This is a genomic window from Gracilibacillus kekensis, assembly GCF_900143085.1.
In the GTDB taxonomy this organism is placed as follows: Bacteria; Bacillota; Bacilli; order Bacillales; family Amphibacillaceae; genus Gracilibacillus; species Gracilibacillus kekensis.
In genome coordinates this window covers 254899-271914 of sequence record NZ_FRCZ01000005.1, presented here as the reverse complement: position 1 = coordinate 271914, position 17016 = coordinate 254899, and the positions used below count along the sequence as shown (strand labels likewise).

The window sequence follows — 17016 nt, the reverse complement described above, 5'->3', positions numbered from 1 at the left end:
TTCGGAAATTTGTGGTTGAATAAATACCTTGAATTCTAACTTTCAAAGTTGGTTAATATGAGTAGTATCCAATAGTGGGGACCACTTATCTAAAAGTATTATTTGTTACGCTAATACAAACGTAAAACATAAAAGCTGAATTCATAAAGATAAGGAGGTGTTATGATTGGAACAATTAATAGAATTTGAGAGTTTAGCAGCTAAAAAAGAATTAGATAAAGAAAGTAAGTTTTACATAGATACTTTAGATCAATCATTAAAGGATGAAAACAACAAAAATATTGCAATTACTGGTGGTTATGGAGCAGGAAAAACTACGATTATTGACTCTTATTTTGCTGGAAATAAGGAAAAAGCAGAGAAAATGATGAGAGTCTCTATTGCTACCTTTCAAAACAATGATAAGGATTTGATGGAATCGACAAGAGAAAACAATTTATTAGAACAGCAAATTTTACAACAAATGTTTTATCAGGTTGAACCAAACAGAATTGCTAATTCAAAGTTTACAAAACTAAGTGACTTATCTTTCTTTTATATTTTTAGTGTACTATTTTATTTACTATTCACGCTCGTATTAACAATCATAATTATTAATAATAATTGGTTGAATCAATTTTATTCATCACCTAACACTTTTATAAGCTTTATATCTGTTAATTGGTTATGGTTCCTATTATTATGTTTAATCATTATTTTAAATGGTATTTCAATCTGGTTATTGCTAATGATCTTTAGAAAATTAGGAGTAACAAAATTTGGAGTTGCTAGTACAAAGATAGAGTTTAACTTTAATGACGGAAGTACTGTATTTAACTATTATTTGGACGAAATCATATATTTATTCAAAAAAACAAACTATGAATATATTATTTTTGAAGATTTGGATCGGTTTCAAAATGTGAAAGTATTTGAAAGGCTTCGCAGTTTGAATACATCCTTAAATAACTCAGCTCAGTTAAAGAACAGAAGCATTAAATTTGTTTACGCATTGAAAGATGATGTTTTTACAGGAGAAGATGAAACAGAATCAATTTACAATAGAACAAAATTTTTTGATTTTATAATTCCGACTGTAAAAGTATTGCATAGTTCTAATGCAGAGTCCATTCTCTTAAAGAAACTTAAAAACTTTATACCAGAAGAAAATGAGGATCATGAAGATGAAAATAGAGACAAACAGAAGCTGAGTAAAGAACTGATAGAAGACATAGCTTTATTTATAAATGATATGAGAACTCTAATTAATATTTGTAATGAATTTGAAGTATTTCGGTTAAGACTACAGAAATCGAGCGTTACTTACAATAATCTTTTTGCCTTTATTGTATACAAGAATATTTATCCTAAAGACTATTCCGATTTACTTGAAAACAGAGGTTTAGTTTTTGACATCTTTAATAAAAAACAAGACATGGTAAGAATATTAGAGAACAAAATTAACTTATTAAAAAATAAATCAATAAATGGATTAGGAAGCATAATTACAGATAAAAATGATATTGCAATGTTGTTTGCGAGAAAAAGAGAGCTTACAGGTAAGACACTAATGAAAGGAAACTTACAGTTATTAACCCTTTCTGATAATTTATATCGAGATAATTATATTAGAAATGGAAAAGAAGTTTTTAATTTTATTATCAGAGAAGGTATAGTTGGGGAATTTACTTTATGTCAAAATACCACTCCATTAAAGAAGTATTCAACTATAGAGGAATTCACAACTATTGATACCGTGAATTATTTGGACTTATATATAGAATTTGAGGAGAAAAGTGTTAAAAAAGAAGAAGAGATTCAATCTCAAATTAATGATTTATCGAACAAAATAAAATATGTTGTAACAAAATCTATTTCAAGATTGATAAAAGAGGACAGTATTGATTTACATATTGATCTAACGGACAAGAAACTTCTACACTTTCTAATTCGGAAAAATTGGCTGAATGAATCTTATGAGGATTACCTAACTGTCTTTCGGGAAGGTTCAATTAGTAATAAAGATAATGAATTTATTCAAGCAATTAAATTAGGTGAAACTAGGGATAATTTACATTTGGGTCTAAAAAATGTAAAGAAAGTTTCAGAAAAGATTAGGGTTGATGATATCAGTAGTATAGCAATATTAAATTTAGATTTAATAGTTTATCTATTGGTAAATGACAATGAACCCTGTAATGAAAAAGTAACAAAAATTAACCAGATCCTGTTTAATAATGTAGAACCGCACATAAAGGGATTTCTGATGCTAATAGATGGATTAAAAAATGTAGTTGTAAAAGACAACTTGGTGTGGAAATTTCTAAAATCTTCATTGGAGTATGGAATAGATATATGGAATGTGGTAGAAGTCGCAGATGTTTCAGAAGAACAAAAAGAAAATTACGTACTGAACCTCTTAGAAAAATGCAATTTTAATGAATTTGCACTCTTTAGCATGAACAATTTACGTGAGTTTATTTCCAATGACTTAAACGTCACAAAGTTATCTGAGTCAGATGATACATGGAATTCCTTGAAAGTGTTGGAAATAAGGTTTGCCTCTGTATTAAAAACAGATGAAGAGTCTATTCTGAAAAAAATAATACAAATTAATAGTTATCAAGTAAACCTTGAAAATATGAGAAAAATTCTTGATAGTAGAGCGATTTCTATTCAGTTAATAAAGGAAAATAAACAAGTTTATGATTATTGCTTGGATAATAGCAATGTTGAAGCATTAGTAACTGATGTCCTAATTAAACAAGAAACATACAATGAAAGAGAAGACGTTTTTATAGAGTTTATTGAGCAATTAGTTGATAATAACATAGATAGTTCGATAGTAGAATCCCTAATTCGTCATTGGACAGGTGTAATCAATGACATACAAGGAATTGATTCAATAATTTTTATAAAAAGTCTGTATAATGAAAAAAAATTCAAATTAACGTGGAGTAACATAGAACTTTGCAGAAATTTATTTGAGCAAAATGATGAAAGGTTTAATATAGAAGAACTTTTATCTAACGAAAACAATTGGATGGAACTAATTGAAAATAGCTCCAAACAAGCACAATCAAATTTCAGAGATAAAAAGAAGTATAATTCATTTGTAAGTTCTATATTGAAACTCAAGATAGAAAATCACTCACATATTGAAACATTTATTTCTCAATTGGAATTCCAAATTGATTTAAAAGAAGGGTTGAAAATTGATAGTAGAGTAATTGAGTTATTAATTGAACAAAATTTACTCTCTTGGAATCTCGAAATGTACAAGTTGGTTAATTCAGTACAACATAAGATTTCTTTGATTAAAGATAATCTTTATGATGCAAGAGAAGAACTGCCAGAGTTAATTGAGAATTATGAGTTAGTTTGGTCTATAGAGTTGTTTAGAATATTAGTTGAATTAGGTGAAATAGAAGCGGAATTAATACAACAATATATTCGTTATAATATAGACCAAATTGAGTACAAGGATTTCAAAACAGTTACAGATATTCATGTATTAAGATTTGACAGTGAAATCATCAATGAGTTGAGTAAAGAAACAAATAAAAAAATGCTATTAATTCTGTATTTAACACAACAGTGGAATTCAGGCTCTACAAGTGATGTTGCTGACACAATCCATAATTATTATTTGCCTTGGAGTGGGGAACTTTTTGAGTCGTTTTTAATAAAAGATGTGGAAGTAGCAGCCAGTTATTTATTAAGTCATATAGATAAAGTTGATGAAGTTAATATGAGTCAAAATTTACTAAAGACTCTTATTGAAAAAAGCAATAGTGTTGAAATTGTCATTAAACTAATAAATCAATATCACGATCGATTAGAGATTGATAGTCAGATTTCGGAAAAACTTTACGAGCTTTTATTAAGTGATTCAGAGAGTATTATCGAAACACTAAGCCAAAATGTAGTGATTGGTGCAATAGAAAGGCTACCTTTAGAGCATGCGTCTAGATTTTTATATCAATTTATATTGAATAAAGGATTCAATAGATATGAGGTATTTGAGTTTTTATCAAAACTTAGAAGTCCATTTAGTTTAATAAAATTAAATGGTGGACAAATCAAGATTACAATGGAACACGCTAACCTAGAAGAATTATTTGAATATCTACAATCTAAGGAGTTACAAGTAATATCTACAATTGTATCAAGTGACCAAGGGTATCTAGTGAATAATAAAAGAAAATAGTTAATAGGTTGTAGAAATTATGAGTGACTGTGATAGCAGATATTGTTACTATTAACCTCTAGTGCCTGTCACCACTCGAATTTTGTCAATTTAGACATGTATTGTTAAGAATGGAGAGTGAAATTTTGTATTTAAAACAACTAAGTTTATCAAATTTCAGACAATTTGGAGTAAATGAAAATGAAGAGCCCGGAGTAACAGTAGATTTTAATCCTAATATGAATGTGCTAGTAGGAGAGAATGACTCTGGCAAAACAGCTATTATTGATGCTATTAGATATCTGTTGGGAAGCATTAGTGAAGATTATGAAAAAATTCAAGAAGAGGATTTTTACAGTAAAACAAAAGATGTGCATAGTACCTTTTTCTATATAGAAGGAATATTTGTAGAGTTATCTGAAAAAGAGGCAGGTGCTTTTTTAGAATGGCTGTCTTTTGATGCTGAAGGAAATTATCAGTTAAGAGTTTCTCTTAAAGTAGAGAAAAAGGTAAATGATAACGGGAAAGAATACTTGGACAAAAAAGTTCAAGCAGGAGATAAAGTTTTCGAAACTAGATTAAACAGTCAAGCAAGAGAGTTTTTAAAAACTACATACTTAAAGCCACTTAGAGATGCTAGTAGTGAATTAAAACCAGGTTACCGTTCTAGACTTGCACATATATTGAAAGCACATCCTGCGTTTGCAATCGATGAGCAAAGTGGCCAAGATCACGAATTAGTTTTAACTATGAAAGAGGCAAATGAAAATATAGAAAAATTCTTTGAAAAAGAATACTATCATGGCCGTTCATTGGTTAGCGATATAGAGAAGCTTCTTAGTGATTTCCACGATGTAGCCGACCAAAGTAAATCTCGTTCTAAATTTTCTGTATCTAAAACAGATTTGTCATCAATATTAAAAAGGTTAAGCCTTGATACGGAAGATATAAATCTTGGATTGGGGAACTTAAACTTACTTTTTATTGCAGCTGAGTTATTACTATTAAATACTAATGAAACTGAACAAGTAATTGGACCGCAAATCACAATCATTGAAGAAATAGAGGCCCATCTTCATACTCAATCACAAATAAGGTTAATAAAATATATTGAAGAAGAGCTTAAAAAGAATGGGATTAATAATCAATATATTCTTACATCTCATAGTTCAAATTTGGCTGCTTCAATCGACCCTAGAAATATAATTCTTATGAACAATTTAATTTCGTACCCATTTCAAGAAGATTTTACTGAACTTGATGATGATGACTATAGCTTCCTAGAAAGATTTTTGGATTCCACAAAAAGCAATTTGTTTTTCGCAAAAGGAATTATTTTTGTAGAAGGTGAATCTGAAATGTTGTTGCTTCCGGCTCTTGCAAATTTAATAGGGCATCCACTTCACAAAAATGGAATCTCAATAGTAAATGTTAGGGGTACTTCTTTTGAGAGATATGTAAAGCTTTATTCACGATCTGAATTATGGAGGGAAGGGTTAGGAAGGCCCTCTATAGACAAACCTCTTTCAATTGTTACTGATGTTGATGTAAAACCATGGGAATATTATGCGTTTGAGGGTAAAGAAGAAGCAATTTTTTCAATTAACAACGAAGAAGAATTGGAACAAGTATTATGCTTTTGTAGTGAAGAGTATGATGATATCATTCCAGAACATATGGGTGTTGAGTATGCAACACTAAAGCAGTTGGCGAAGGAATTCAATTTTGTAATAGATGAGGACCGTAAGGATAAAATTAAACAAATAGTTAAAAAGGACATTTCGCCAAATTATATATCAAAAATAGAAGGTGAGAAAAAAGAGAGATTAGTAGATAAATATTCACAATATGATGCAAATGTAAAAACATGCATAGCTCCAAAGTGGACTTTGGAGTATTCAATAGCACTAAGTGTTTTAGCTCCTTATCTACTAGAGTCTATTCAAGAAATTAGATATAAGCAACCTTATGTTGGAAAAAAACATGAGATTTATCAAGATTTAAAAACAAGGATACATCAAAATCCCGGAGATCCTTTAATTGCTTATGAAATTTTTAAGCCGGTGAACGATAAAAATGTATCAAAGGCTGAAGTAGCTCAATTACTTGCTATTAAGCTAAATGATTTGACGGGAGACATTAGTTTAGCTGAATCATTGAGAGATGAAATATTAAATGATGAGAATCTTAATTATCTTGTTAATGCCATAAAATTCTCTTCAAACATAGATGTGTGACAAGGGGTGACTAAATGAGTACATCAAATAGTATAAATGAATTATCGAGAAAATTATTACCTCCTAATTGTGATTTCTTTGCTCAACAGAAAGCGGCCATAGAGGTAGAAGGGTCAATTGATATCGTTGCAGGACCAGGATCTGGAAAAACTACAGTTTTAATAGCTAAGTGTGGCTTACTCTTAGAAGAAATAAAACAAAAAAATAAAGGTATCTGCTTAATAACACATACCAACGTAGCAGTAAATGAGATAAATGACGGCCTATTAAAACTTGGTTTTAGTGATATAGATTATCCAAATTTCGTTGGGACTATTCAAGAGTTTTTTAATAACTTCTTTGCTAAAAAAGCATTTCACATAATATTAGGTGACAAGCAATTTAGAGTGCTGGATGATGAGGAATATCAACTTAGGTTTGAGAAGGAATTTGAATTCTATAACCCTTCATGGCCTTATCCAAATAAGCCTAATTATAATAAAGATCCTCGGTTAGTAATTAAAGATAATTTGTCATATCATGTTACTAGCAATGCGAAGCCTAATTATAGAGAAAGCTTAAATAAAAGTATAATGTCCCTATTCAGAAAAGGGTTAATTAACAATTTGCAGTGCTTGGAATTATCTCAATGGTATATAAGTAATTATGGAAATCAATTAAAAAGAGCTCTTATAGAAAGGTTTGATTTTGTATTATTAGATGAAGCACAAGATACAAGTCAACTACAATTCGAGATGTTAAATTATTTGTTTAACGAAGAAGGTATTTCTTTTCAGAAATTTGGTGACCCATATCAAGCTCTATATAATATATTTGAAGGAAATAAAGACGCTTGGGTACCTAATAAATCAGATGTGAATTATCGTGAAATCTCAGAAACTTCACGATTTGGCCCAAGTATAGCAAATGTTGTAAAAAATGTCTGTGTAGAGAAATACAGTAGCTTTGTATCCCTAGATATTATTAAATCCTTTCAACCTGTCTATATAACATATAATGATGAGAGCGATTTACTTACAAAGTATAGAAAATTAATAGAACATTTTAATCAACAATCTGATGTTTTTTCTTTTAGATCACATAAGAAAGATGCTATTTTATCTCCTTTTCATGCTGATCTTTCAAATTTATTTACAGTTTACACCAAGATATCAAATAAAAATAGAAGTCTTGAGAGTCCTCTTGGAAATATCTTGAATTTTTGTTTGGATATTCTATCAAGAGAGACTGGTTCTTCTATATTTGATTTAAAGAGAGAGATGAGTTCTAAATTATCTTTAAAAGTACTTCTTAGTCACATTGTTAAAGAATTTGCCAAAGGAGATTTTGAATATACAAAAGTGTTAATATTATTTGAACAGGCATTAATGATGCTAACTGGGGAAAAAGATACTTCATTTGAAATTGTGCAGATTAAAGATCAATTAGATTACTTCAGGCAAAAATTCCTTTCAAGTAATGGTTTACAAGACAAAGAACAGGATGGGAATAATGATTTTTATATAGGTACAGTACATTCAGCAAAAGGTGAAACACATAGATCAACTATGTTAGTGCTTGACACCAATTTTGGGGAGTACCATATGTTTGACCTGTTATATGAATACTTATGTGGTAATCACAGAGAAACTAAATTCATCATAGACGAAAATGAAAAAAATCAAACTATTATGGCATTGAAGTTAGCTTATGTAGCCCTTAGCAGACCGACTCACCTAATGGTAATTGCGATTCCCCAACAGAAAATATCTGCTGGGGAAGGTATAGAGGAACGTTTAGGTGCGAACGGCTGGGTAAATGTTGACGAGTTATTTTATTCCTGTGAAAATGTGTAATAACCCAAAATATAACTTCTATTTGGAAAATTTCGTTTTTTTAGATACCACCATTTGTAGATGGCATTTATAATTTGTATGTACCTGTTAGTTTAAAAGTGGTAGGTATAAGAGTGCTATCTACTACATAGATGTGCATGTTGATACAATATCTGAACAACTATCTAATATCTCGTATTTGAGTCTTCCGTATAAGAGGGACCAATACCATGAGGATGAGTTCGTATTGTTTAAAAATCGGATGGTGGTAAAAAAACGCTTTCTTTGAGTTTTAATAAAGAATTAACAGAAGATTTAAAGAACATAGAGAGAAATTTTTGTTGCGCAGTACAAAAATACTATGGAATAAAGATTTGATCTTCGTGACTGTGGTGTTATACCTTCCGTATGGACAATTGTCTACGAAGAGTGGCTGCCCCATTTTTTAGTTGAATTAAAGGTGTAGGAGTTGATGACAATTGATAATTTATGAAGCAACTAAGTCAGAGTTTGTTTCAGATGTAACAAACGAATTTCTAGTAGAGAGGTTATATAATTCTTATCAGAAAAAGATAGGACGAACATCTAAAAATGAAATATTATCTTGGGAAAACTCTCTTCAGCGTATGTCAAATGTAATGCAAGATAAAGATATTCCGAATGATGCAGCTGTTGCAATTGAGTTTAAAATTCCTAATACATCTAAACGTGTGGATTTTATAGTGGCTGGTAATGATGGAAAACAAGACCATGTAGTAATAGTAGAATTAAAACAGTGGTCTAAAGTAGAGAAAGTAAATAAAGACGCAATTGTAAAAACATATGTAGGTCGTGCTAATAGGGAAATAACTCATCCATCTTATCAAGCTTGGTCTTATGCTGCTTTAATAATGGATTTTAATGAGAATGTACAGAAAAAGAATATTTTGCTTAAACCATGTGCTTACTTACATAATTATAGAAAAGAAGCTAATGATCCACTGATAGATGGTCATTACAAAGAACACATAAATAAGGCTCCTGTGTTTGTAAAAGGGGAGATACAGCAATTAAGAGACTTTATAAAAAAATATGTTCGTAAAGGTGATCACAATAAATTAATTTATCAAATTGAGCATGGAAGAATTCGTCCATCCAAGTCATTGCAGGATTCACTTGCCAATATGTTAAAGGGTAACGAGGAATTTATTATGATTGATGAACAAAAAGTTTTTTACGAGGAAGCTTTTAATCTAGCATTAGAATGTGTAAGAAATAATAAAAAGCAAGTGATGGTTATTGAAGGTGGGCCTGGGACTGGAAAATCTGTACTCGCAGTAAACTTGTTAGTGAATTTAATTAATGAAGAATTAGTAACCATGTATGTATCAAAAAATTCAGCCCCAAGAGAGGTATATTCCTCTAAATTAAAAGGAACTGTAAAGAAAACGGCTATAGACAATTTATTTAAAGGTTCAGGTAGTTTTACAAGTTCTACCTTAAATGAGTTCGATGTCATCATAGTAGATGAAGCGCATCGACTTAATGAAAAGTCAGGTTTTTATGGTAACCAGGGTGAGAATCAAGTTAAGGAATTAATTAAAGCATCAAACTTTACTTTATTTTTTATTGATGAAAATCAAAAGGTAACATTAAAGGATATTGGAAGTATCGATTTAATTAAACAGTATGCAGAAGAGTTTTCTGCAGAAGTAATCTCTGGTGAATTAGTCTCCCAATTTAGGTGTGATGGTTCTGATGCTTATATTGCATGGCTAGATGACGTGTTACAAATTAGAGAAACAGCAAATAGCCATTATTATGGAGTAGATTACGATTTTAGAATTTATGATAATCCACATGATATGTTACACGAAATAGAAAGGTTAAATCAGTTAAATAACAAATCTCGTATGCTTGCAGGATACTGTTGGGAGTGGCCGACAAAGGAAAGGAAAAATACCAATCATAAAGAAATTAATATTCCAGAGCACAATTTTGAAATAAGCTGGAATTTATCAGATAGCATCTGGGCTATTGACCAAGATTCAGTTAAGGAAGCTGGATGTATTCATACTGCTCAAGGATTGGAATTTGATTATGTAGGAGTTATTATTGGGCCAGATTTATGTTATGAAGATGGAAAAGTAGTAACAGACTACGACAAACGTGCGAAAACAGATCAGTCTTTAAAAGGTATTAAAAAGATGGCAAAGGAAGATCCACTAAAAGCACAAAAAGTGGCAGATCAGATTATCCGTAATACCTATCGTACACTTATGACTCGTGGACAAAAAGGCTGTTTTATTTATTGTACAGATCCACTATTAAATAAGTATTTTCAAGATCGACTTAACAAGTCTAAAGGTTATAATAATTTATCACCGGATAGGAATTTTAAGGTGGCTGAAGATACTGAGGGTTTTCATTAGAGAGCATTGTGTAGATCTTTATCCATTATGAGAGTATATTAATTTCCAACAAGTAACAATGTTTATAATGAATACAACGATGATATGGAATACTCGATTACACTTAAAGATCAAGTCATGACAATAGAAGAGTCTATAGGCGTATATAACACGGTAAAAGGATCATTAATGGATGAAGAGGAATCGGCTGAACCAGATGTTGATTTCTCTGAAATTGAATTCCATGGTGAAAATGTTGCTAAGATTTATGATATTGATGCAACTTATATTGATAAGTTACTAGAAACGTACTCAGCTAATAATAAGAATATCCGTGATGATAATGAAAAGGCACTCCAAAAGCTAGAAAAGGCAGAAATCGTCAAGGTTGTGTATCGCGCCATTTTGAATGCAATAGATAATAAAGAAGTAGATGAAGAGGAAGATATTTTTATTGTGAAAAGAGCATTCTTTACCGATGAAAAAAATAAAGCGGTTGGAGATTTTGCGCATACATGGTTTGTAGAAAAAGATGCACTGCATTTATCTGCCATTCAATATGTAATTGGAATGGATCCGATTCCAAATATTAGTGATATCCTAAACAGTAGGGATTTCAATAAGTATAAAGCGGTAAACCCGGATGCAAAACCGTTGAAGTATGGGCCAGAAATGAAGCGTCAGTGGAGGAGTGCTTTGGATCAGGTGATTGTACCGTTGGCTGATGAATTGAGATAAAAGTTTTTTCTGTTTATAACTTAATAAATGAGGAAGTATTTTTAAACGTATACTGTATGGAGATTTGATGAAGGGTAGTTTTTGCACATCCAATTAGTTTAGAGGCTGCGGATATCGCATTAGTTGTTGCCCCTTGGACAGCATTAGCGATTGCAGGTAGTGTGGGACTTGTATATATAGGTGGAAATTTAATGTGTCCAGCTTAAGTAAGGAGGGTAGACCGGTGTATGGATAAGTATATTATGTCTATATCGCAGTTAGTTTTACTCTTAATACTTTCACCAGCTTTAACTGATCGTTTTTCATCAAACTTAGTTTTTTTCTTGACACTAATTACAGTTATAAGCATAGGAAATTTCACAATAGAAAAAGCTTATAACAGAAAAAATTATAAAGTTGAAACTAAAGCTAAATATATGGGTTTATTGACAATACCTATTAACACGACTGTTTTAGCATTATTTGTATTGTTTGTTTTTAAATAAGCTGAGAAGCTTGTTAAAACTACTTTGGGCTATGGAGTAAAGCTCTTATGTATTATTAATTGTCATTGGAGAGCTGACATTCTTTTTTTGAAATGCAGCAAAGTGGAGATACACATGCTGGAAATGAATGAGGTACATTATATATCTTAATAATCTATAACAAGAGGCGTAACATCAGTAAGATGTTATGCCTTTTATGATTTATCGAATAAAGTAACACCATGCACACGTAATCATTCTTTTGCATTATTATAGTGAGGCCTTATTTTCCCTCTTATTTTAGTGAGAAATGAGAGGGAAGCTAATTCTAGTAGAATTATTCAGTATCTTCAGTTAATCTAATCTCTATACTTTTTTCGTCTTTTGCAGGGGTGTAATTAAGAGATTTAAGTTTTTCCCCTATTACATTCTGTTGGTTTTCTTTATTCAAATATTCATCCATTGTTTCAACATTAGTTTTAAATACATTAATCTCGTAATTTGTATTTGTATTTAAACTGACTACTGTCTCTTTATTTTTATTAATAATCGCCATTTCTGTTTGTGGTAGCACAGCTTTATTACCAATGTGTTTTCCTCTAGTTGTTAATAATATTAGATAGTTTTGATTTTTTTGACCATCAATGATTTCGATATTAAAGTCTTTCATCCTAACGGACTTCTCATTCTCTTCTTCATCTGTTAAATAGTTTGAACTTGAACAGCTAACTAAAAAGACGATAAAAAATAAAACTACAAACTCTTTGCTAATAGTAACACTTCCTTCCATTGAAAATTTTTACATTTATTTGTAGTTATTATATAAGACTTATTGAATTATTCAAATTCATTCAATTGAATAGGGAATTTATGAAACTATGGATGAGTGTCATTCAGTTTAGTAAACAATAGGTATTCCAATGGTAAACCTTATTTTCCCCTAATAAGAAAAAAACGCCTGTATAAATACAGACGTTTTCTACGTATATTTGTGGCGAGAAATTATGCGACCACATTCACATATATTACCATTCCTCGACTTACACAAATCAGCTCATCGCATGATCATTATAACATTTATAGGGTGGGTGAAGCTACTAGTAAGAACTGGATACGAAATTAATAAGTACCTGCCTTTAAGCTTTGTGTATATGTGGCTTGATCCTGCCACTAGTATTTTTCTATATAATGCGTTTTAACGAGTAAAAACTTGTGAAACGCTTTTTAGTGGTTTCTATTTTAAATAACATTTTAAATAAAGCTAAGTAAAATTTAACTAGAGTTGACTTAATTAGGCGTTCATGGATTTATTTTACTACTAGTCATCTAGCCAAAAAAAGCGAATTCGGTCCGGCAACAAACCTATACATAACAAAACCCGAAGTATAAATATATTTACAGCTTATTCACCTACTTCAAGCGGAAGGCTTTCATCGGATGACCATTCCACCATGGAACCGTCGTAGATAGCAACATCTTCACGACCAAGTGTGAATAGTGCTAATGCATTCCATGTTGCAGCAATTCCCCCACCGCAATAAGTGATTACTTTTTTGGAAGTATCTAAAGCTCCGACTGGATCAAAAAGTTCGTGTAATTTTTCTTTGTCTGGCACTCCTTTTGTTTCCGGATCTGTAACATCACCAAAGAACACATTTTTACTGTTTGGAATATGCCCATTACGTGGATAAGCATCTGTTTCACCTTTGAATTCAGCAGGAGATAGGCAATTAATGATGACAGTGGAGGTGTCACTCATAGCGTTCTTTATATCCTCTTTAGATGCTAGCAGTTCAGGTCTTCGTTGCCCTGTAAAAGTTGCTTTTGGATAAGATCCTTGTTCATCCGTCAATGGGCGACCTTCTTCTTTCCATTTTGGTAAGCCACCAGCTAATACATATACCTCATCGAAACCTTCGAGGCGAAGTTGCCACCATAAACGAGAAGCCCAATCTGAAGCTGAGAATGGTGCTCCTACAACAGCTCCACGATCATAGACAACAACATAGGTACCTTCTCCAACACCTAAATCAGAAATTGTTTGTGCAAATTCTTCATGTGACGATGCAGTTAATGGAAGGGGTGCTTTCGTATCGCTTAGTTCATGCAAAAGATCTGTAAAAACTGCACCAGGAATATGTTCTTTATCATATTCTTCTTTTCCTGATGATATATCCACTCCATTCTCATCTTGTTTCATAATAACAGTTGCATCAAGCAATCGAAGTTTCGGGTCATTCAAGTGAGCTTCAAGCCAATCCGTATCAATCATTACGTGTTTACTATTCATAGTTTCCTCCAATTTGTATTTACTGATCTTTGTTTTCGTGTAAGGATTTTATACTTTTACTTTAACATATTTTTTTACTAGTAATGCAATGAAACAACTTTAACAGTGTATCGTAACATTGATAATGTATAATTCAAACTATATTCAGGTCAATACACTTTAAAATAAAGTGATAATGTTTTGTTAAGACCGAGAGAGCTACGAAGGATTCAGTTGTAACAATGGGATGTATGAAAGTTATACCTGAGATAACTAACGATGTTTTACCTTCAACAGTTTTATTTTTGCCTGGAGCAGATACTTGGATGATCCAAGGCACAGACGAATGTGGTGTAACTGTTGCTGCAATTTGCGGTGCTACAATTGCACTTGCCGAATCTGGCGTGTTTGACGTGTATATACACACTAGCAACAGTCTTGATAATCTCAATGTGGTATGTCCGAACTATAAGGGAGAATGATATTAGAGATGTTAAGGGAGTTTGGGACTATAAGTAATAACAGCTAGTTCATAGGGGGATGCTTTTGTGGTCTACGCAAAAAGACGAATCCATATTAATAACGTGCTCCAAGGGTTCGCCATCTTTCCACTGGCTCTCAATACCAAAAAGGGACACACCCCCCTGACTTATCACTATCATGGAGGTATATCCCACCTTGGTTAGTTTCACAGCTCTAAGATTCGATAACCACACGACTTGAATGTACAACCTTAATCATAAGCATATTCAATCTTATTATAGCTGCTAAACACTTGTTTATTTTTTCTTCGTGCCCAATATAATTAAGGCAACATAGATTACGATGGCAATAGAATCTACAATCGTATCCGTAAGAGATGAAACGTCTAGTAATGCTGTTACGCCAAGAATGACAATCAGTCGTACGATCAGGATCGTCGCGATTATCCAAGCGGCAATACGGAATTTTAGTTGTTCTCTTTGGAATGACATGTAAATGAATGCAATACCGAAGACTAGATTTTCCGCCGTAATAATGTGCCAAACATACGTGAATATCGTCCTGGTATGCATAGGCATCGCCTTAATGTCGAGTGTGGGCAGCACAACGGATTGCCCATTCCAAACATGCGTAACGGCAAACAAAATCGCAAGAAGCCCAACAATCAGATAATAATAATTCCTAACCTTGATTATGATCACAACCCTCCTTCGAAATTTCCGGTTCATTCTCTCGGATGTCCTTGTAAAGCTCAAGGACGAATTCTGCCAATTTTTGGTCGCTTTCTTTGTTAAAGTCTCTTAACGTTTCGGCTACCATATCGAGCAGCTTGCTGACCTTTTTCAAATGAGTAATCTTCATTCGTGTTTCTGCGTTTTTAGCATCGAGGAACAAAGCAACATCTTCACCATAATCGGAATCAATATTTTCCAACTTGCGGATACCAATAAATTTCTCCTTGATTTCGTCAAGAGAAAAGTCCGCATACTGCATGATTTGGATATTCATCAAGTCTATGAGATCATCCCTCGAATACTTGCGGTACAGATTGTCATCCCGAGAAGGTGAGATCATCCCAATTCGGTCATAATACCTGAGTGTATCCTTGGGTATCCCAAGTTTTTGTGAAATCTCTTGTATAGAATAAAGTTTTTCCATGAACCTAGAATATCATTGGAGTTGACTCCAATGTCAAGTAGTATTTATACTTTTTACTAAATATGCTCTGAAATAAATTTTGCGGTCACATTAACTAAAAAATCCGATATGCGAGCAGAGGGTCAGACCCCTCAACAATACAATTGTCTACATATAGAGGACAAAAATAAATAATGAATTTGGATTACAATTAGATCAGCAAATTAAGCCCTTCGTGTTAACATCATGGTATAATTGAAATACTTAATAGAAGGATTTCGATAAGTATAAAGCTAAAAATTTAGATGCTTATCCGTTGAAATACGGACCAGAAATGAAACGTCAATGGAGAAGAGTATTGGATCAAGTGGTTATATCATTGGATCACAACGCTAAGTATCTTGATAGAGCTATGGGGTCACCCTTATCCATGAAATGAAAGGGGAGTTTATATGGAAAACGATTGGAATATAGCAATGAATTCTCTTTCTAAAATTAAAGTTATTTCAAATCCGAATAATGAGCCTGTAACCATAAGTGGAGATGCTGATGACCTGATATGCGTAGGTGTGGGGACAGATGCGGCTGTGTTTCAATCTTTAATCGCACCAACTTTTGCGTTTAAAAAATATGCTGAGGACAAATTAGCCAAGGTAAAAGTTGAAGCAAATGTTTACCGGATATTAGCCGATTCACCTTTTTTTTCAACATGCTTTGCTGCTTATGACGAATACCTCGTTTTAAGCTATGAGGAAGGAAAGACTCTCTTTGACTGCATTCTACAAGGGATTCATATTCCAAAACAAGTTATAAATGACGTAGAAAATGCCAGAGAATATGTTCGTACTAAGGGGCTTAATCCACGTGATATCCATTTAAAAAATATATTACTTCAAAACGGAAGAGCAAAGATACTTGATGTTTCGGAATACATACTACCAGGTAATGACTTCAGATGGGAACATCTAAAAAAAGGATATCAACAATACTATCATTTAATTGATGGGAATTCTGTGCCGTTTTGGTTAGTAGAAACAGTTCGAAAGTGGTATAATCAGCGGAATAAATCTTCTTCGTATGAAGATTTTATGAAATTTATTGGAAATTTTTTGTATAAAAAGTAGAAGAACAGCCTCCTTCGCTTGGGCTATCTTGCCAGGCACCGTTTTTTCTTGAATAAAGTCATAAATTTTCTTAGAAGAAGTGTGAATGGAACAGTCCATTTTTTAGAGTGGATTGTTTAGTCATTCATTATCCAATAAGATTATAATGATAAACCTTCTCTTCGTCTCGAAGATTAAGTCTCTTGCTAATTT

The 17016-nt window shown here is 32.2% G+C and carries 11 protein-coding genes and 1 pseudogene; 8 read left to right on the top strand and 4 right to left on the bottom strand.

Translation table 11 applies throughout. The features are described from left to right. Window positions 1-166 precede the first annotated feature (166 nt). The 6 genes and pseudogenes from BUC25_RS13555 to BUC25_RS13530 all read left to right on the top strand — a co-directional run bounded on the left by BUC25_RS13555 (window position 167) and on the right by BUC25_RS13530 (window position 11832). Window positions 167-4189 carry a YobI family P-loop NTPase gene (locus tag BUC25_RS13555; RefSeq protein WP_073202424.1) on the top strand — a complete coding sequence of 1341 codons (4023 nt, stop codon included), beginning with the start codon at window positions 167-169 and terminating at the stop codon, window positions 4187-4189. 125 nt (window positions 4190-4314) lie between these two features. Continuing rightward, a complete protein-coding gene (locus BUC25_RS13550) occupies window positions 4315-6405 on the top strand; it encodes an ATP-dependent nuclease (protein ID WP_073202422.1) in 2091 nt (696 codons plus the stop codon). 14 nt (window positions 6406-6419) lie between these two features. Continuing rightward, window positions 6420-8240 carry a UvrD-helicase domain-containing protein gene (locus BUC25_RS13545; RefSeq protein ID WP_084543467.1) on the top strand — a complete coding sequence of 607 codons (1821 nt, stop codon included), beginning with the start codon at window positions 6420-6422 and terminating at the stop codon, window positions 8238-8240. Window positions 8241-8698: 458 nt separating this feature from the next. Beyond that, window positions 8699-10630, top strand: a complete 1932-nt coding sequence (locus tag BUC25_RS13540; protein ID WP_073202420.1) for a DUF2075 domain-containing protein — start codon at window positions 8699-8701, stop codon at window positions 10628-10630. Between the two features lie 63 nt (window positions 10631-10693). Continuing rightward, window positions 10694-11347: pseudogene (locus tag BUC25_RS13535) on the top strand (type I restriction endonuclease subunit R, EcoR124 family); the annotation flags it as partial. Window positions 11348-11574: 227 nt separating this feature from the next. Beyond that, window positions 11575-11832, top strand: coding sequence for a hypothetical protein (locus tag BUC25_RS13530; protein ID WP_073202418.1), 258 nt, complete (start codon window positions 11575-11577; stop codon window positions 11830-11832). A 316-nt stretch (window positions 11833-12148) separates the two neighbouring features. On the opposite strand, the gene BUC25_RS13525 is transcribed toward BUC25_RS13530, so the two are convergent. After that, window positions 12149-12601 (bottom strand): hypothetical protein, encoded by a 453-nt coding sequence (locus tag BUC25_RS13525; RefSeq protein WP_073202417.1) that lies wholly within the window; start codon window positions 12599-12601, stop codon window positions 12149-12151. 612 nt (window positions 12602-13213) lie between these two features. Beyond that, complete coding sequence (locus BUC25_RS13520) at window positions 13214-14101, bottom strand: sulfurtransferase (protein WP_073202415.1); 888 nt, start codon at window positions 14099-14101, stop codon at window positions 13214-13216. A gap of 221 nt (window positions 14102-14322) precedes the next feature. On the opposite strand from BUC25_RS13520, the gene BUC25_RS13515 reads away from it, so the two are divergent. Continuing rightward, on the top strand, window positions 14323-14562 hold the full coding sequence (locus BUC25_RS13515; protein WP_073202414.1) for a type 1 glutamine amidotransferase family protein: 240 nt from the start codon (window positions 14323-14325) through the stop codon (window positions 14560-14562). A gap of 297 nt (window positions 14563-14859) precedes the next feature. Here BUC25_RS13515 and BUC25_RS13510 read toward each other — a convergent pair whose 3' ends face one another. Both BUC25_RS13510 and BUC25_RS13505 read right to left on the bottom strand, forming a co-directional pair. Then, a complete protein-coding gene (locus tag BUC25_RS13510) occupies window positions 14860-15264 on the bottom strand; it encodes a hypothetical protein (RefSeq protein ID WP_170862705.1) in 405 nt (134 codons plus the stop codon). Further along, a complete protein-coding gene (locus BUC25_RS13505) occupies window positions 15245-15721 on the bottom strand; it encodes a MerR family transcriptional regulator (RefSeq protein WP_073202412.1) in 477 nt (158 codons plus the stop codon). The genes BUC25_RS13510 and BUC25_RS13505 overlap by 20 nt, the downstream gene beginning before the upstream one ends. A 431-nt stretch (window positions 15722-16152) precedes the next feature. On the opposite strand from BUC25_RS13505, the gene BUC25_RS13500 reads away from it, so the two are divergent. Then, window positions 16153-16824 carry a serine/threonine protein kinase gene (locus tag BUC25_RS13500; protein ID WP_073202410.1) on the top strand — a complete coding sequence of 224 codons (672 nt, stop codon included), beginning with the start codon at window positions 16153-16155 and terminating at the stop codon, window positions 16822-16824. Window positions 16825-17016 lie beyond the last annotated feature (192 nt).